The following is a 16,090-nucleotide window of genomic DNA, read 5'->3' on the forward strand; positions in this document are numbered from 1 at the left end:
CGCGGTCTTGATAAAACGGTGCGCATTGCGCACCGTTTTTTATTGGGCCCGCGTCAGGTCGTCGCGCCCAGCAATTCGATTTCAAACACCAGTGGCGTGTACGGCGGGATCACATCTCCCGCCCCATCGGCGCCATAGGCCAGGGTCGACGGAATCACCAGCCGCCATTTTGCGCCTACCGGCATTTGCGGCAATGCACTGCGCCAACCGTCAATCACGCTGTCGAGGTTGAACCACTGTGCCTGGTGGTTGGAATCGAATACGGTGCCGTCCGGCAATCGACCGGTATACAGCACCTGGACTTTGCCGTGAGGGCCGGCTTTCGCGCCGTGGCCTGGCTTGATCTCGGTCAGCAGGATGCCGTCTGCGAGTTGCTGGACGCCGGGACGGTTCTTTTCTTCGTTGAGAAATTTCTGCTCCGTTTTCAACGCGGCTTCGATCTGCGGCGTCGTCGATTGCGAATTCAGTTGTGCCTGGTGCTCGGCGAGGATCTGTTCGATGCGTTCATCCTTGAGGGCCAGCGGCTTGCCCAGGTAGGCCTGTTGCAAGCCTTCGACCAAGGCTTTGATCTGCAGGTCCGGCACGTCCTGACGCAGGCGTTCGCCAAGGCTTGCGCCCAGGCTGTAAGCCAAATCGTGGGCATCGTTTGCGTTGGTTTTTTCAACGGCCTGGACCGTGGAGCAAGCCATGCACAGGAATAAAAACAGGTGACGCGACATGTGTGCTCTCCGGCCTCGAATCGAGGAATTATGCCAGTGCCGATATCTATAGAGGTGGATTGCCAAGGCACTGGCGCAGAAGATTTTTCGTCTCTTGCAACGCAACGTCTTGTGTACTGTCAACATGCCCTAGCGGCGGTTGAAGCAGAGGTCTAGTATGAGCCGCACTCACGTCAGTCAGGAGGTAAACCATGTCGGCCACCAAGAAGCCTGTAAACACTCCGTTGCACTTGCTCCAACAACTCTCGGGCAGCCTGCTCGAACATCTGGAAAATGCCTGCTCCCAAGCCCTGGCTGATGCTGAAAAACTGCTCGCCAAACTTGAAAAACAACGCGGCAAAGCGCAGGAAAAACTGCACAAGTCGCGCACCAAATTGCAAGACGCAGCCACCGCTGGCAAGGCCAAGGCACAAGCCAAGGCCAAAGATGTCGTGAAAGAACTCGAAGACCTGCTCGATGCCTTGAAGGATCGTCAGTCCGAGACCCGCACCTACATTCTGCAACTCAAGCGTGATGCCCAGGAAAGCCTGAAACTGGCCCAGGGTGTCGGTCGCGTGCAGGAGGCCGCAGGCAAGGCGCTGACGCTTCGTGCTGCCAAGCCTGTCGCTGTATCGGCCAAGAAGCCGGCGGCTAAACCCGTCGCGGCAAAAGCTCCGGCCAAAGTCGCTGCCAAGCCTGCGGCCAAAGCACCGGCCAAAGCTGCCAGCAAGCCTGCTGCCAAGCCGGTCGCTGCCAGCGCTGCAAAACCTGCGGCAAAAAAACCAGTCGTCAAAGCTGCGGCCAAGCCTGCCGCAAAAACGGCGGCCGCTAAACCTGCTGCCGCCAAGCCTGCTGTAAAAGCTGCTGCTAAACCAGCCGCCAAACCTGTGGCAAAAGTTGCAGCCAAACCTGCCGCGACGAAAACCGCTGCCGCTAAACCTGCTGCCAAAGCGGCGGTAAAAGCCACTGCAAAACCTGCTGCCGCCAAGCCGGCTGCCAAACCAGCAGCAACCAAAACGGCTGCGGCCAAGCCTGCTGCGAAAACGGCTGCGGCCAAGCCTGCTGCGAAAACGGCTGCCAAGCCAGTCGCTGCCAAAGCACCCGCCAAAGTAGCGGCTAAACCCGCCGCTAAACCCGCCGCCAAACCGGCTGCGGCCAAGCCTGCTGCTGCGAAGCCAACGGCTGCCAAACCAGCCGCCGCGAAGCCAGCTGCCGCCAAACCAGCCGCCAAGCCCGCAGCGAAACCGGCCGTGAAAAAGCCAGTCGCTGCGAAACCTGCGACTGCGCCAGCTGCCAAGCCAGCGGCTCCGGCTCCGACCGCGGCACCGGCTCCAACCGCCAGCACTCCGGCTGCGGCGACCAGCCCATCCGCCGCCGTTGCGCCGAGCACCAGCAGCACCCCAACCAGCGCTTCCTAAGTGCCGGACACCGCGACGCGCAGCTGATGCAGCGCGTCGCGGCTCGCTGGCCCGGCATTCGCCGCCAGCCCTTGCAGCCATTGCGCTGAATCGTTCTGTTGTATCCCAGGCCAATCCTTGGCCAGTGCTTCCAATCGTTCCAGCAATTGCCGTTCGGCTGCCAACTCCAGTTGTTTGACTTGCTCGCGCAGGTCATTGAGTGCCGTGTCCTGGAGGGCACTGGTTTTCCATTGGCTGCGAAGCGTACGCAGTGGCCGCACCACCTCGGCATCCCACGGCTCGGCCAATAGTCGAAGCTGCTGCAGCCTGTGTTCATTGCAGGCCACGCCGCGCTGCGCCAGCCACAGGCCACAAAGCAGCAGGCAGACGTTGGCGCCCGCGTCTTGCGACGCCAGGCAGGCGGGCTCTACGCCAGGCTTGGCATAGAGGTCGAGGGAAAAGCTCCACAGGTCTGGGGACATCGTGCTACTCGCGCCAGTTGCGAGCGAAGCTGGTAGACTCCGCCGCCATTATGATCCGACTTCAGAACCTGACTTTACAGCGTGGCCCGCAACGTCTGCTAGAAGACGCCGAGCTGACCCTGCACGCCGGCCACAAAGCCGGCCTCATCGGTGCCAACGGCGCCGGCAAATCGAGCCTGTTCGCCTTGCTGCGAGGCGAGCTACACCCGGACTCGGGTGATTGCCTGTTGCCGTCCGATTGGCGCATCGCCCACATGCGCCAGGAGGTCGACACCCTCGAGCGCCTGGCGGTGGACTACGTGCTCGATGGCGACCTGCGCCTGCGCCAGGTGCAACGTGACCTGGCTGCGGCCGAAGCGGCCCACGACGGTGCCGCACAGGCCCGCCTGCACGCGGAACTCGACAGTGCCGACGGCTACACCGCCGATGCCCGTGCGCGCAAATTGCTCGCCGGCCTGGGCTTTACCAATGAGCAGATGGATCGCCAGGTCGGGGACTTCTCCGGTGGCTGGCGGATGCGCCTGAACTTGGCCCAGGCCTTGATGTGTCCTTCGGATCTGCTGTTGCTCGATGAGCCGACCAACCACTTGGACCTCGACGCTATCATCTGGCTCGAAGACTGGCTCAAGAGTTACCCGGGCACGCTGCTGCTGATTTCCCACGACCGTGATTTCCTCGACGCGGTGGTGGATCACGTGGCCCATGTCGATCAGCGCAAGCTCACCTTGTACCGCGGCGGCTACAGCGCCTTCGAGCGCGCGCGTGCCGAACGCCTGGCCCAGCAACAGCAGGCCTACGAGAAGCAACAGGCGCAACGTGCGCACATGGAAAGCTACATCGCCCGCTTCAAGGCCCAGGCCACCAAGGCGCGCCAGGCCCAGAGCCGGATCAAGGCGCTGGAGCGGATGGAAGAGTTGTCGGCGGCCCACGTCGATTCGCCGTTCGATTTTGTCTTCCGCGAATCGACCAAGATTTCCAGCCCGTTGATCGACCTGTCCGACGCGCGCCTGGGCTACGGCGACAAGACCGTGCTGGAGAAGGTCAAGCTGCAACTGACCCCGGGTGCGCGGATCGGTCTGCTGGGCCCCAACGGTGCCGGTAAGTCGACCCTGATCAAGAACCTTTCCGGTGAACTCGAGCCACTGGCCGGGCGTCTCACCCGGGGCGAGAACACGGTGGTCGGCTACTTCGCCCAGCATCAGCTCGATTCCCTGGATTCCAAGGCCAGCCCGCTGTTGCACCTGCAACGCCTGGCGCCGACCGAGCGCGAGCAGGTTCTGCGGGATTTCCTCGGCGGTTTCGATTTCCGCGGGGCGCGCATCGACGAGCCGGTGCTGAATTTCTCCGGTGGCGAAAAGGCGCGCCTGGCGCTGGCGTTGATCGCTTGGGGCCGGCCAAACCTGTTGCTGCTCGACGAACCGACCAACCACCTGGACCTGGAGATGCGCCTGGCTTTGACCATGGCCTTGCAGGAATTCAGTGGCGCGGTGCTGGTGGTGTCCCACGATCGGCATTTGCTCAAGAGCACCACGGATAACTTCTTCCTGGTGGCCGATGGCAAGGTCGAGGAATTCGACGGCGACCTGGAAGACTACGCCCGTTGGCTGGTGGAATACCGTCAGCGCAACGCGCCGGTCAGCAGCACGCCGGTCAACCCGGACAAGACCGACAAGAAAGCCCAACGGCAGGCCGCCGCCGCATTGCGCCAGCAACTGGCGCCGCACAAGCGTGAGGCCGACAAGCTCGAAGCCGAGCTGGGCAAGCTGCATGAAAAACTGCAGAAGATCGAAACCAGCCTTGGCGACAGTGGTCTCTACGAGGCGGCGCGCAAAGATGAGTTGCGCGACTTGCTGGCCGAGCAGGCCAAGCTGAAGGTTCGGGAAGCGGAGCTCGAGGAGGCGTGGATGCAAGCGCTGGAACTGCTGGAAAACCTGCAAGCGGAGCTGGAGGCGTTGTCCTGATGGAAGCGTTGGCGTTGCCTGTACCCGTCATGTGGATCGAGCCGATCTGGCTGGGTGTGCAAATCCTGCTGATCCTGCTGGCCGGTTATGTCGCGCAGCGTGTCGTGGCGCGGGCCCTTACCGGCCTGGGTGAGCGTTACCCGTTCCCACCCCAACTGGTCATTATCCTGCGGGGTGTGCTGCGCTGGCTGATCATGGGCACTGCGGTGCTGGTGGTGCTCGAGCGCTTGGGCGTCTCGGCCACGGTGCTATGGACCGCATTGTCGGGCTTCGTCGCGGTGGCAGCGGTGGCGTTCTTTGCCATCTGGAGCGTGCTGTCGAACCTGTTCTGCGCCGTTTTGATCTACACCGTCGGACCGTTTCGCCTGGGCGATGTGGTCGAGTTGGTGGACACCACCGACAAGCCCGGCATCAAGGGACGCGTGGTGGCGATCAATCTGCTGTACACCACACTGATCGAGCCCGAGGAACTCGGCACCGGCAGCGCCATGGTGCAAGTACCCAACAGCCTGTTCTTCCAGCGTTCGGTGCGGCGCTGGCGCGGCAGCGAGGCGTTTCCGGTGGGTGGTTTCGTCGAGTAAGGGACTGCTGCGCAGCCCAGCGGGGGCAAGCTCCCTTGCCACGGTGTTCAAGCCGGCTTAAGTGCTTGCGCAAAAAACGGTGGTCAACGGCCTGGCGGCGCATTAGCTTAGTCGTTTCGATGAATCCGAGCTGAGGTGTGCAATGTTGCTGGAAACATGGCTGGCGTTTTTTGCCGCATGTTGGGTGATCAGTCTTTCCCCTGGTGCCGGTGCCATTGCATCGATGTCCAGTGGCTTGCGCTACGGCTTCTGGCGCGGTTACTGGAACGCCTTGGGCCTGCAATTGGGCCTGGCGTTGCAAATCGTGATCGTCGCCGCCGGTGTTGGCGCGATCCTCACTGCGTCGGCCACTGCGTTCTATGCAATCAAATGGTTCGGCGTGGCCTACCTGGTCTACCTGGGGGTCAAACAGTGGCGAGCCATTCCCGGTGAAATGACCGACGATACGGGCCCGCGGCCCATCGGCAAGCCCTTGGCGCTGGTTTTTCGCGGCTTCCTGGTCAACATCAGCAACCCCAAGGCGCTGGTGTTCATGCTGGCGGTGTTGCCGCAGTTCATCAATCCCCATGCCCCGTTGATCCAGCAATACCTGATCCTGGGTGTAACGATGGTCGTGGTCGATCTCATCGTCATGGCCGGGTACACCGGGCTGGCGTCCAAAGTCCTGCGGTTGTTGCGCACCCCGAAACAGCAACGGCGAATGAACCGTGCCTTCGCGGGTATGTTCATTGGCGCGGCGGGTTTGCTGGCGACGATTCGCAAGGCTGCGGCGTAAAACAAAACCCGTGGCGAGGTTACTTTGTGGGAGCAAGCCTTGCTCCCACATAGCCTTGCTCCCACAAGACCTCTGCGCCACAGAGCATTCGCTCAGTGATTCAGCGCAAAATCACCGGCGCCGTATCCCGTGGCAGGTTGTTGCGCTGCACCGGCTCGCTGGGTTGTTGGTAGCTCGGGCCGCCGAGCTGTTCGCTCAGTTGCCGCGCCACGTCTTCCCCCAGGGCCTTGGACACATCGCGCACCACCCGCGGGCGGTTGAGGCTGATGTGCACGTCCCGGTGGTTCAACAGCTTGGTGTCCTGGCCTTCGCCCATGGCCGTAAAGGCCGAGGTGATTTCGTAGGTCTTGGTGTTGATCAGGCTGAAGTCTGCCACCAGGGTCAGCGCCAGCACCGCCGAGTAGCTGTCGGTATTGGCCAGCTCGTTGATGTCGCGGGTGAAGTCGATGTCCGACACCGTGCCGAACAGCACGTAGTCGGCGCCCTTGAAGTTCCCGGCCTTGATGCGTTTGATCACGTCATAGACGTCACCCGTGGACGCCGCGGTGTGGGGCGTGCCCTGGGTCAGCTGGAACATCCCGCTGCGCAGGATCTCGCCCTTGATGTCGCCGGTGAACTTGCGCAGTTCGCCCTGCTCGATGTAGCTGCTGGTGGCTTCCATCTCGTCGTAGCTTGAGGAAGCACTGGCGCTGTAAGGGTTCGCCTGGAAGTTGCTCTGCGCTGAAACGGTGTGGATGTATTCCTCCACCCGTTCCTGGTACGCAAGGTCGGTCACTGCGACTTTCGGGGCCGCCTGCGCGCCAAATGCGCAGGCCAGGGCCATGATGCCTATCCATGTGCGCATGGCTTAACGCTCCGTGGTCTTGCGGATTTCTTTTTCGTCCATCCACTCGGCCAGACCGCTTTCGACGTCGATCAATTGCAGGCTGAATTTGTAGAAGACGTCCTTGTAGTCGCTGCTGCGCTTGACGATCGAGCTGATGGAGCCTTCGAGACGGTACTTGGCAGCGATCATGTTGCCGGTCTTTGCCACGGTGCTTTTCTTGTACAGGCCGCTCTGGTTCTGCAGCTTGAGCTGGTCGACCTGGCTGTCCATGGCGGTGTTGTCGCTGGCAAAACGGGCAGCCCCGGTCTTCATCAGCTGGGTCTTGATGCTGGTGGTGATTTCACGGGTGTCGATGTATTCGCTGGTCTTGTTCTTCACGTCATAGACCTGGACAACCGGGCGACCCTGCAGGATGCCGGACTGGGCCAGGGAGCGGGTCATGGACTCGGCGATCATTTGCAGGTCGGTGGAACCGAACTCGTTGGTCACGGTTTCCACGGCCTTGGTGTCGCCGTAGCTGATGTTCTTGTTGCCCAGGACCGGCGAGTTGTTGGCACAGCCGCTGACCAGCAAGGCGGCGAGGGCGAGGGAGGAGATGCGTACGAACATGTGGGTGCTCTCAATAACTGTATAAAAGGTTTTGTTGCGAGGGGATTTATCCCCGCTGGCTGCGCACTGTAGGAGCTGCCGAAGGCTGCGATCTTTTGATCTTTCGCTTGCAACTCAAGTGTCTGGGGAAAGATCGCAACCTCGTTGCACTCGTCAGCTCCTACACAGTGCCTACATCAGCTCCTATGGCTCAGGCTCAAGGGGTATTGATTTCCAAGCGGAAATCCACCGCCTTGGGTGTCGGTGCGATGGCCGGCAGGAAACTGGTCTGTTCACCGTACAGCGTCAGGCTTTTCCAGGTTTCTTCCTCGGCGATCGGAAAGCCTTCCGGCCCCAGCCAGGCAAAGCGGTAATACATCGTCTTGTTGTTGTAGCTGGTGTTGCTCAGCTGCACGTTGACGGTCATGTAGCCGTTTTCCCGGGCCACGCGCATGGCGCCGACCACGATGTTTTTGGTCTTGCCCATCGCCACGATCTTGCTGGCGGCGCTGCCCGGCTCCGGTGGAGGTGGGGTGGCGCACCCGGCCAGCAAGGCCAGGGCACCGACGGCGATCAGTTTTAAACGCATGTGAACAAGACTCCGTTCTTAAGGTTGCTTGAGGGCAAGGGCGGTCGGGTTGGCGCTTGGCATCACTTGGGCAGCCAGGCCACCGGCGAACACCTGGTTACCCACCGCCCGCAGGCTGATGACCTGATAGCGCTGGTCGACGGTGACCTTGACCACCGAGCCGCCCACCGAGCTTGGCAAGGTGACCTGGTGCTCGCCTTTCTTCAGGCGCAGGCGCACCACCTGGGTGTAGTCGGGCAGGGTGCGCCAGGTTCGGGTATCGGCACCTTCGAGTACGGCCGAGGTGAGGCCGACGGCCAGGCCGGCCAAGGGATTGGTGTCGTTGATCTGCTTTTGCGCCACGCCACGGGTGACGGCGCGCACGGTGGTGCGCAGGATGATGCCCGGCATGTCGTCGCGCAGGGCGCGGCGGGACATGGCGGTGGTGCTGTTGAGCTGGGTCAGGTCCAACTGACGACCGTCGACACCGATCTGGCTGAAGGTGGCCGTGGAGGTATCAGGCTTGATCAGCGGGAACGACAACGGCGTGATGACCACGTTGCCGCTGATCGGCAAGGGCAGGGGAATGCGGATCGAGTCCCGGGACGGTGCCAGGCCACTCTGCACCACGATCAGGATGTCGCTGTCATCGTTCTTGGTGGCAGGCTTGTCGAGGTTGAGCAGGGCCTGCTCCAGCAGCGGCGTGTTGGGGCGCAGTTCGGCGGCCTTGCGGTAACCCGGTGCGGCCAGGTCCTTTTCACCCAGGGCTTCATAGACGAAGCCGGCCAGGTAATGGCTGAACGCGCTCTGGTAACTGTTTTTCAGGCTGACCACTTCCGGGGCGTCGAGGCTGGCCACCGGGTAACCCTTGAGGTCCTTGTATTCGGTCTTGACGCCTTGTTTCTCGGCGTCTTCCTCGCGCTTGAGGTATTCCTTGTCCCGCAGGTCGGCGATCACCGCTTCGCGTTCGTGGGTCTTCTTGATCTGGGTCCGCGCCCCGTCGAAGTCATTCACGGCCAGCAGGTTCAGCGCCATCTGCGTGGTCAGCATGACCTTTTCGTAATCGTAGCCTTCGTAGCGGCGCACTTTATCGTTGACCAGGAAGCTGCCGAACTGGGCCAGGTACTTGGCCGTGTCGAGTTTGACCGCGTCCTCCCATTGGCCAACCTGTTGATCGGCGCTGGTCCAGGCCGTCTGGCTGCCAGACAGGTCGCCCTTGGCGCGCAGCAACTCGCCTTTTTCGAAGTAATACAGCAGGTCCTTGTCCTGGCTGGTGTTGTTCTTTTCCAGCAGCGTCAATGCGCCGTCGACGTTGCCGGAAGCCAACTGCTGGTTGGTCTGGGCCAATTCGCTGTCGTAGTTGCGAAAGGCTGAACAGCCGGACAACAAGGTGATCGCACCGAGGGCGACCGAAAAAACGGCACGGGATGCCATGAACATTTCTTCCCTGAGTAACAGCCGGGGTTTGCGGGTCGGGCTGGAGCGATCCCACGGACAAACGTCGGGACGCTGTCGGTTCCTCATAAGAAGAGGAGCTTTTATGCCATCGAACAATAAGAAGGCGGCGCGATTATAAACATGGCGCTTGGCTATGTAATGGCTTTTCAATCTCGAAATGCTGTTTTTGTGACATCACCTCCAAAGCAGGAATCCGATGAAAATGTGCCGTCAAAGCACATCGGCTCTTGAGCCAAAGTCATTGGAAGTGAACAATGTGTTACTTCTTATTACCAATCGAGAGTCATTCATGACTGCGCCGTTCCGTTTCCTGGCCTGGCTTGTACTGCCATTGCTTGCGCTGTGCAGCACCTCGCTGCTGGCCGACACCGTCGAGGGCGCCCCCCAGGCGCTGCATTTGCTGGATTACATCGGTGCGGACTACCCGGCGACGGTCGAGGCAGGCAAAGTCATCGAGGACGGGGAATACCGCGAGCAGCTGGAATTCACCCAGGTGCTGGCAGGGTTGATCGCCGGGCTGCCGGCCAAACCGGAAAAGGCTGAACTGACCCAGGGTATCGACACCTTGCGCAGCGCGATCACCCAGCGCCAGGACGGCGGCGACGTCGCGCGCCTGGCGCGGCAACTAGGGGCCAAGCTGGCGGTGGCATATGAAGTCAGCCAGGCGCCGGTGATTACCCCCGATCCCTCCCGCGGCGCGCCGCTGTATGCCCAGAATTGCTCGGTGTGCCATGGGGCCAACGGTGCCGGCGACGGTCCTGCCGGTGTCGGCATGGAACCGCCGCCCGCCAACATGCGGGACGCCCAGCGCCTGGATCGCCTGAGTCTCTATGCGATCTACAACACCGTCGGCATGGGTATCGAAGGCACCGACATGCCGGCCTTCGCCGATCAGCTCGACGATCGTCAGCGCTGGGACCTGGCGACCTACATCGCCAGCTTCAGCGCCGACCCGGCCGCTGCCAAAGGTGAACAGGTCTTCAACCTCGCTGACCTGGCGCGCCAGACCCCGGCCGAAGTCCTCGCCGCGCAAGGCCCGGCAGCGGCGGCGACGTTCCGTGCCCAGCGCGCCCAGCCGCCGCAGGTGCAACGTGGCCCGGCGCAGTTGCTCGACTACACGGCGGCCACCCTGGATAAAAGCATCGCGGCGTACCGTGCCGGTGACCACGACCAGGCCTACGATTTGTCGGTAGCCGCTTACCTGGAAGGTTTCGAGCTGGTGGAAAGCTCGCTGGATAACGTCGACGCCAATGTGCGCAAGGACACCGAAAAGTCCCTGATGGCCTACCGTCAGTCTTTGCAGGACGGTTTGCCAATCGAGCAGGCGGTACAGCGCCTGGACGCGGCCAAGGCCAAGTTGAAGGAGTCAGCCGGCTTGCTGGGCGGCGATGGCTTGAGCTGGTCGTTGAGCTACATCTCCGGGTTGCTGATTCTGCTGCGCGAAGGGCTGGAAGCGATCCTGGTGCTGGCGGCGATCCTGGCGTTCCTGCGCAACACCGGCCAGCAGTCGGCCGTGCGCAGCGTCAACGCCGGTTGGGGCCTGGCGCTGTTGGCCGGCCTGGCGACCTGGGGGCTGGCGGCGTATGTGATCGACGTCAGCGGTGCCCAGCGTGAGCTGCTTGAAGGCGCGACGGCGTTGTTCGCCAGTGTGATGGTGCTGTGGCTGGGTGTGTGGATGCACGACCGTCGCCACGCAGCGGCCTGGCAGGACTACATCAAGAGCAGCCTGGTGGGCGGCGGTGGGCGTTTTGGTTTTGCGATCCTGGCGTTCTTCTCGGTCTACCGCGAACTGTTCGAAGTGATCCTGTTCTACGAAACCCTGTGGCTGCAAGCGGGCCCTGCCGGGCACAACGCGGTGCTGGCCGGTGGCGCGACGGCGCTGGTGTTGTTGGTGGGGCTGGCCTGGGTGATCCTGCGCGGCTCGGCGAAACTGCCGCTGGCGCTGTTCTTCAGTATCAATGCCGCGTTGCTGTGCGCGCTGTCGGTGGTATTCGCCGGTCACGGCGTGAAGGCGTTGCAGGAAGCCGGGATCTTCGGCACCCATCCGGTGGCGTTCTTCGACTTCGACTGGCTGGGCATTCATGCCGACGCCTATTCGCTGGCCGCTCAAGTGGTGGCGATCCTGGCGATCGTGGTGCTGTATGGGCGCAGTTGGGTGGTGGAGAAGCGTCGGCTCCAGGTTTCCTGAAAACCATTCGCTGCGCTCATAATCGCGGGCAAGCCTTGCTCCCACAGTCGGCACTCGCTTGTGGGAGCAAGGCTTGCCCGCGATGCATTTTAATTTAGAGGAAACCATTCAATGCGCGTATGGATCGACGCCGATGCCTGTCCCAAGGCCGCGAAAGACCTGGTGGTCAAGTTCGCCTTGAAGCGCCGGTTCCAGGTGGTGCTGGTGGCTGGTCAGCCGCAGATCAAGCCAGCCCTGGCTTGTGTGAAGCTGATCGTGGTGCCCAGTGGCCCTGATGCGGCGGACGATTACCTGGTGGAGCACGCCGAGCCGGGTGAGCTGGTGATCTGCAGCGATGTGCCCTTGGCCGACCGGTTGGTGAAGAAGGGCGTCGCCGCCCTGGACCCACGAGGCAAAGAGTTCGATGCCCAGAACATGGGCGATCGGCTGGCGGTGCGCAACCTGTTCACCGATTTGCGCGAACAGGGCCACATGGGCGGCGGCCCGGCGGCGTATGGCGAGCGGGACAAGCAGGGGTTTGCCAATGCGCTGGATCGGATCCTGACGCGCCTGACCCGAATCGCTTAAGCCTTGCCCGACCCCCTGTGGGAGCGAGCTTGCTCGCGATGCGGTGTATCAGCCAATGCAAATGTAGCTGAGCCGACGCTATCGCGAGCAAGCTCGCTCCCACAGGGGTAGTGGTGGTGGGGTCAGGCGTCGTTCTCGTGCGTCAGTTCCAACACCCGGTCCACCAGCTTGTTGATGCCAGAAGCCGCTTCGCTGATGTTCTGCGCCAGCATGTAGGCCGGGGTGCTGACCAGTTTGCGCGCGCGGTCTTCAACGATATCGGTGACGGCGCACTCTTCGTGAGTAGCCCCCATTTTGGTCACGGCGGCGGCAGTGTCGACGTCGTTGCCGACGGTGCAGACCACACCCGGGCCATAGATTTTCGCCGCCAGGGCCGGTGAGATGCAGATCAGCCCGACCGGTTTGCCGGCCTCGGCAAAGGCCTCGGTCAGCGCCAGGACTTCTGGTTGGACCGTGCAGCCAGCGCCTTCGACGGCAAAGTTGGAGAGGTTTTTCGCCGAGCCAAAACCGCCGGGTACGATCAGGGCGTCGAAGTCCTCGGCCCTGGCTTCACGCAAGTCCTTCACGTTGCCTCGGGCGATCCGTGCCGATTCCACCAACACATTGCGGCTCTCGGGCATTTCCTCGCCGGTCAGGTGATTGATCACATGCAACTGGGCAATGTTGGGGGCGAAGCACTGGACGTGAGCCCCACGCTGATCGAGGCGCAGCAAGGTGATCACGCTTTCGTGGATCTCGGCGCCGTCATACACGCCACAGCCGGAAAGGATCACTGCAATTTTTTTGCTCATGGGCTTTTCTCCAGATTCATGGCGTTAAATGTCTACTAATTTGTCACTCGTTGCCATAGGGGGATCGGGCAGCTACACCTAATCTGCCGACTATCTCCCTGCCTTGCATGCCCGGGTTGCGTCATGAACTTCATCCTGTATGCCGTGCCGTTCTTCTTCGTGCTGATCGCCGTCGAGTTGCTGGCTGATCGCTGGCGGGGTGTGAGCCACTATCGTGTGGCAGACGCGATCAACAGCTTGAGCACCGGCGTGCTGTCGACCACAACTGGCCTGTTGACCAAAGGCGTGGGGCTGGTGACCTACGCCTTTGCATTGAAACACCTGGCTGTCATCGAGCTGCCGGCCGATCGGGCCTGGAGCTGGGTGTTTGCCTTTGTGCTCTACGACTTCTGTTATTACTGGCTGCACCGCATGGGCCATGAACGCAACGTCCTCTGGGCTGCCCATTCGGTGCACCACCAGAGTGAGGACTACAACCTTTCCACGGCGTTGCGCCAGACCAGCACCGGGTTCCTGCTGAGCTGGATCTTCTACCTCCCGCTCGCCGTATTGGGCGTGCCGCTGGCGGTCTTCGTCAGCGTCGCGGCGTTGAATCTGCTGTACCAGTTCTGGGTCCACACCCAGCACATTCCCAAGCTCGGCTGGCTGGAGTGGTGCTTCGTCACGCCGTCCAATCATCGTGCCCACCATGCACAGAACCCTCTCTACATGGATCGCAACTACGGCGGGGTGTTCATTATTTGGGATCGTCTGTTTGGCACCTTTCAGGAAGAAGACGCTAACGAACCGGTGATTTTCGGCGTGACCACGCCGCTGGCGAGCTGGAATCCGTTGTGGGCCAACCTGCAGTTCTATGCGCAGCTATGGGCCGATGCGCGGCGGGCGGAGCGTTGGTGGGACAAGCTGCGGATCTGGTTCATGCCCACCGGTTGGCGACCGGCGGACGTCTCGGCCAAGTACCCGCTGAATAAGCCGGACTTGAGCCAGTTCCGCAAATTCGAGGTGCCGCTGGATGCACGTCAGCAGTGGTACGTGGGGCTGCAGTTCTGCGCCTACATTGCCTTGGGCAGTTATCTGATGAACCTTGAAGCCAGCCTGCCGGTCGCCGCCCTGGTGCTGGGTTGGGGCGCGGTGGCGTTCGGTCTGTTCGTGTTGGGCGTGGCCCTGGAGAATCGCCCGTGGACGTTGCGGCTGGAGCTGTTGCGGCTGGCCTCGAACCTGCCGCTGGTGTGGCTGGCGCCCTTGGCCGGGTTGTGGCCGACCAGCGCTGTGATGAGCCATGGGGCCTGGGCCGGGCTGCTCAGCTACAGCCTGCTCAGCGGTATCGGGCTGTATTGCTGCCGCACCCGGTTTACTCGGTTGGCGTCGTAGGCTCGCCGGACCTGGCTTGCTCCAGGCGCTCGGCTTCGAGGACTTTCCTGGCCAGGCGCGCATTCTTGATGCGTCGGCGCAGCCACAAGACCAGGCCCAGCACCAGCAATGCGCCGAGGACCCACAACTCATACTTCTTGATGCTGCCCAGCATGCCTTCGAGCACCGCGCCAAAGTGGTACGCGGCTGCGGCCAGCGCCGTGGCCCAGATCGCCGCACCGATGCCGTTGAGCAACAGGTAACGACCCGGCGGATAGCCTGACAGGCCGATCGCCACTGGCATCACCGTGCGCAGGCCATAGACGAAGCGGAAGCTCAGGACCCAGATGTCCGGATGCCGGCGAATGTGCTCCAGCGCCCGATCCCCCATCAACTGCCAGCGCGGCTTGCGCGCCAGGAGCTTGCGCCCGTGCTTGCGTCCCAGGAAATACCACAGCTGATCGCCCGCGTAGCTGCCGCAGAACGCCACGACGACCACCAGATTGATGTCCATGTAGCCACGGAACGCCAGGAAACCTGCGAGCACGAGGATAGTTTCGCCTTCGAAGAACGTGCCGATAAACAAGGCCAAGTAGCCGAAGTCATGCAGAAATTGTTGGAGCATTGTCTGGGTGCTGGCGAAATGAACGCGCAGCCTAACCCTTCAGACACATTCAGGAAAGTATCGAAATGTGTCTCGACGTGAACAATTCCTACAATGACAATAACTGCGACGACAGGACGCAGGTGCACACAACTGTAATGTCTTCGTCATAATGGGCGCTTATAACTGTCACGCTCGCCCGTCAGCACGGGCTCAGGAGTCTGCCGTGAGCTTTACCCCCGCCAATCGTCTGTTCCCTGCTACCCGCCTGCGTCGCAACCGTCGTGATGAGTTCTCTCGTCGGCTGGTGCGTGAAAACGTGCTGACCACCAATGACCTGATCCTGCCGGTATTCGTGCTGGACGGTGAGAACCGTCGCGAAGCGGTGGCGTCGATGCCCGGGGTGGAACGCCTGACCATCGACCTGCTGCTCGAAGAAGCCGCCCACTGGGTCGAGCTGGGCATTCCGGCGCTGGCGCTGTTCCCGGTCACGCCGCCGACCCTCAAGTCCCTGGACGCCGCTGAAGCCTGGAACCCGCAAGGCATCGCCCAACGCGCGACCCGTGCCCTGCGCGCGCGCTTCCCGGAGCTGGGGGTGATCACCGACGTGGCGCTGGACCCGTTCACCACCCACGGGCAGGACGGTATCCTCGATGAAGAAGGCTACGTGCAGAACGACATTACCGTCGATGCACTGGTCAGGCAGGCCCTGTCCCACGCCGAGGCCGGTGCCCAGGTGGTGGCGCCGTCGGACATGATGGACGGGCGCATCCAGGCGATCCGCGAAGCCCTCGAGGTGGCCGGTCACGTCAACGTGCGGATCATGGCCTACTCGGCCAAGTACGCCAGCGCCTATTACGGCCCGTTCCGCGATGCGGTCGGCTCGGCCCTGAACCTGGGCAAGGCCAACAAGGCCTCTTATCAGATGGACCCGGCCAACAGTCAGGAAGCCTTGCACGAAGTGGCGGCTGACTTGTCAGAAGGGGCAGACATGGTCATGGTCAAGCCTGGCATGCCCTACCTCGACATTCTTTGCCGGGTCAAAGACGAATTCAAAGTGCCGACCTTTGTTTATCAGGTCAGCGGCGAGTACGCGATGCACATGGCCGCGATCCAGAACGGCTGGTTGGGCGAAGGGGTGATCCTGGAGTCCTTGACCGCTTTCAAGCGCGCAGGTGCTGATGGCATCCTGACTTACTTTGCTGTGCGCGCCGCCCAATTGTTACGAGAGCAGAAATAGCCTCCCAGGAACTTGC

16 protein-coding genes are annotated in these 16,090 nt (G+C 61.9%); 8 read left to right on the forward strand and 8 right to left on the reverse strand.

The features are described from left to right. Window positions 1-53: 53 nt before the first annotated feature. A complete protein-coding gene (locus AB4O09_RS02040; protein WP_013694534.1) occupies window positions 54-719 on the reverse strand; it encodes an FKBP-type peptidyl-prolyl cis-trans isomerase in 666 nt (221 codons plus the stop codon). Between the two features lie 191 nt (window positions 720-910). On the opposite strand from AB4O09_RS02040, the gene AB4O09_RS02045 reads away from it, so the two are divergent. Next, window positions 911-2,116 carry an AlgP family protein gene (locus AB4O09_RS02045; protein ID WP_460107896.1) on the forward strand — a complete coding sequence of 402 codons (1,206 nt, stop codon included), beginning with the start codon at window positions 911-913 and terminating at the stop codon, window positions 2,114-2,116. Here AB4O09_RS02045 and AB4O09_RS02050 read toward each other — a convergent pair. Next, window positions 2,113-2,577, reverse strand: coding sequence for a TIGR02444 family protein (locus AB4O09_RS02050; protein ID WP_003206764.1), 465 nt, complete (start codon window positions 2,575-2,577; stop codon window positions 2,113-2,115). The genes AB4O09_RS02045 and AB4O09_RS02050 overlap by 4 nt on opposite strands. Window positions 2,578-2,627: 50 nt before the next feature. On the opposite strand from AB4O09_RS02050, the gene AB4O09_RS02055 reads away from it, so the two are divergent. The 3 genes from AB4O09_RS02055 to rhtB all read left to right on the forward strand — a co-directional run bounded on the left by AB4O09_RS02055 (window position 2,628) and on the right by rhtB (window position 5,894). After that, on the forward strand, window positions 2,628-4,538 hold the full coding sequence (locus AB4O09_RS02055; protein ID WP_003206762.1) for an ATP-binding cassette domain-containing protein: 1,911 nt from the start codon (window positions 2,628-2,630) through the stop codon (window positions 4,536-4,538). Next, the gene (locus AB4O09_RS02060) at window positions 4,538-5,119 is read left to right on the forward strand and encodes a mechanosensitive ion channel family protein (protein ID WP_003206760.1); all 582 of its coding nucleotides are present in this window, start codon (window positions 4,538-4,540) and stop codon (window positions 5,117-5,119) included. Before AB4O09_RS02055 ends, AB4O09_RS02060 begins: the two co-directional genes overlap by 1 nt. 142 nt (window positions 5,120-5,261) lie before the next feature. Next, window positions 5,262-5,894 (forward strand): homoserine/homoserine lactone efflux protein, encoded by a 633-nt coding sequence (gene rhtB / locus AB4O09_RS02065; RefSeq protein ID WP_003206758.1) that lies wholly within the window; start codon window positions 5,262-5,264, stop codon window positions 5,892-5,894. 100 nt (window positions 5,895-5,994) lie between these two features. Here rhtB and AB4O09_RS02070 read toward each other — a convergent pair whose 3' ends face one another. The 4 genes from AB4O09_RS02070 to AB4O09_RS02085 all read right to left on the reverse strand — a co-directional run bounded on the left by AB4O09_RS02070 (window position 5,995) and on the right by AB4O09_RS02085 (window position 9,310). Next, entirely contained in the window at window positions 5,995-6,738 is a 744-nt protein-coding gene (locus AB4O09_RS02070; RefSeq protein ID WP_003206756.1) for a hypothetical protein, read from the reverse strand. Window positions 6,739-6,741: 3 nt separating this feature from the next. After that, window positions 6,742-7,329: a penicillin-binding protein activator LpoB gene (gene lpoB, locus AB4O09_RS02075; RefSeq protein ID WP_003177333.1), complete on the reverse strand. Its 588-nt coding sequence runs from the start codon at window positions 7,327-7,329 to the stop codon at window positions 6,742-6,744. Between the two features lie 196 nt (window positions 7,330-7,525). Then, window positions 7,526-7,897 carry a YcfL family protein gene (locus AB4O09_RS02080; RefSeq protein ID WP_460107898.1) on the reverse strand — a complete coding sequence of 124 codons (372 nt, stop codon included), beginning with the start codon at window positions 7,895-7,897 and terminating at the stop codon, window positions 7,526-7,528. A gap of 18 nt (window positions 7,898-7,915) precedes the next feature. Beyond that, entirely contained in the window at window positions 7,916-9,310 is a 1,395-nt protein-coding gene (locus AB4O09_RS02085; RefSeq protein ID WP_027912773.1) for a COG3014 family protein, read from the reverse strand. Between the two features lie 313 nt (window positions 9,311-9,623). Here AB4O09_RS02085 and AB4O09_RS02090 point away from each other — a divergent pair, with 313 nt between their 5' ends. Together AB4O09_RS02090 and AB4O09_RS02095 are read left to right on the forward strand one after the other, a co-directional pair. Beyond that, entirely contained in the window at window positions 9,624-11,522 is a 1,899-nt protein-coding gene (locus AB4O09_RS02090; RefSeq protein WP_003206750.1) for an FTR1 family protein, read from the forward strand. A 111-nt stretch (window positions 11,523-11,633) separates the two neighbouring features. Continuing rightward, entirely contained in the window at window positions 11,634-12,089 is a 456-nt protein-coding gene (locus AB4O09_RS02095; RefSeq protein ID WP_003206748.1) for a YaiI/YqxD family protein, read from the forward strand. 122 nt (window positions 12,090-12,211) lie between these two features. Here AB4O09_RS02095 and elbB read toward each other — a convergent pair whose 3' ends face one another. Beyond that, a complete protein-coding gene (gene elbB / locus AB4O09_RS02100) occupies window positions 12,212-12,880 on the reverse strand; it encodes an isoprenoid biosynthesis glyoxalase ElbB (protein ID WP_460107901.1) in 669 nt (222 codons plus the stop codon). Between the two features lie 123 nt (window positions 12,881-13,003). On the opposite strand from elbB, the gene AB4O09_RS02105 reads away from it, so the two are divergent. Next, complete coding sequence (locus AB4O09_RS02105; protein WP_027912772.1) at window positions 13,004-14,251, forward strand: sterol desaturase family protein; 1,248 nt, start codon at window positions 13,004-13,006, stop codon at window positions 14,249-14,251. Here AB4O09_RS02105 and AB4O09_RS02110 read toward each other — a convergent pair. Then, window positions 14,232-14,855: a DedA family protein gene (locus AB4O09_RS02110; protein ID WP_003206742.1), complete on the reverse strand. Its 624-nt coding sequence runs from the start codon at window positions 14,853-14,855 to the stop codon at window positions 14,232-14,234. The genes AB4O09_RS02105 and AB4O09_RS02110 overlap by 20 nt on opposite strands. 205 nt (window positions 14,856-15,060) lie before the next feature. Between AB4O09_RS02110 and hemB the strand changes: the two genes are divergently transcribed. Continuing rightward, on the forward strand, window positions 15,061-16,074 hold the full coding sequence (gene hemB / locus AB4O09_RS02115) for a porphobilinogen synthase (RefSeq protein ID WP_003206741.1): 1,014 nt from the start codon (window positions 15,061-15,063) through the stop codon (window positions 16,072-16,074). Window positions 16,075-16,090 lie beyond the last annotated feature (16 nt).

The sequence above is a fragment of the Pseudomonas sp. H1_F01 genome, assembly GCF_054681425.1.

What these genes read in the sequence shown, in the direction of transcription:
- rhtB (WP_003206758.1), top strand. Translation starts at nt 5,262, where the DNA reads ATGTTGCTGGAAACATGGCTGGCGTTTTTTGCCGCATGTTGGGTGATC.
- AB4O09_RS02060 (WP_003206760.1), top strand. Translation starts at nt 4,538, where the DNA reads ATGGAAGCGTTGGCGTTGCCTGTACCCGTCATGTGGATCGAGCCGATC.
- AB4O09_RS02080 (WP_460107898.1), bottom strand. Translation starts at nt 7,897, where the DNA reads ATGCGTTTAAAACTGATCGCCGTCGGTGCCCTGGCCTTGCTGGCCGGG.
- AB4O09_RS02090 (WP_003206750.1), top strand. Translation starts at nt 9,624, where the DNA reads ATGACTGCGCCGTTCCGTTTCCTGGCCTGGCTTGTACTGCCATTGCTT.
- AB4O09_RS02040 (WP_013694534.1), bottom strand. Translation starts at nt 719, where the DNA reads ATGTCGCGTCACCTGTTTTTATTCCTGTGCATGGCTTGCTCCACGGTC.
- AB4O09_RS02110 (WP_003206742.1), bottom strand. Translation starts at nt 14,855, where the DNA reads ATGCTCCAACAATTTCTGCATGACTTCGGCTACTTGGCCTTGTTTATC.
- AB4O09_RS02085 (WP_027912773.1), bottom strand. Translation starts at nt 9,310, where the DNA reads ATGGCATCCCGTGCCGTTTTTTCGGTCGCCCTCGGTGCGATCACCTTG.
- AB4O09_RS02070 (WP_003206756.1), bottom strand. Translation starts at nt 6,738, where the DNA reads ATGCGCACATGGATAGGCATCATGGCCCTGGCCTGCGCATTTGGCGCG.
- lpoB (WP_003177333.1), bottom strand. Translation starts at nt 7,329, where the DNA reads ATGTTCGTACGCATCTCCTCCCTCGCCCTCGCCGCCTTGCTGGTCAGC.
- AB4O09_RS02045 (WP_460107896.1), top strand. Translation starts at nt 911, where the DNA reads ATGTCGGCCACCAAGAAGCCTGTAAACACTCCGTTGCACTTGCTCCAA.
- AB4O09_RS02050 (WP_003206764.1), bottom strand. Translation starts at nt 2,577, where the DNA reads ATGTCCCCAGACCTGTGGAGCTTTTCCCTCGACCTCTATGCCAAGCCT.
- elbB (WP_460107901.1), bottom strand. Translation starts at nt 12,880, where the DNA reads ATGAGCAAAAAAATTGCAGTGATCCTTTCCGGCTGTGGCGTGTATGAC.
- AB4O09_RS02105 (WP_027912772.1), top strand. Translation starts at nt 13,004, where the DNA reads ATGAACTTCATCCTGTATGCCGTGCCGTTCTTCTTCGTGCTGATCGCC.
- AB4O09_RS02055 (WP_003206762.1), top strand. Translation starts at nt 2,628, where the DNA reads ATGATCCGACTTCAGAACCTGACTTTACAGCGTGGCCCGCAACGTCTG.
- AB4O09_RS02095 (WP_003206748.1), top strand. Translation starts at nt 11,634, where the DNA reads ATGCGCGTATGGATCGACGCCGATGCCTGTCCCAAGGCCGCGAAAGAC.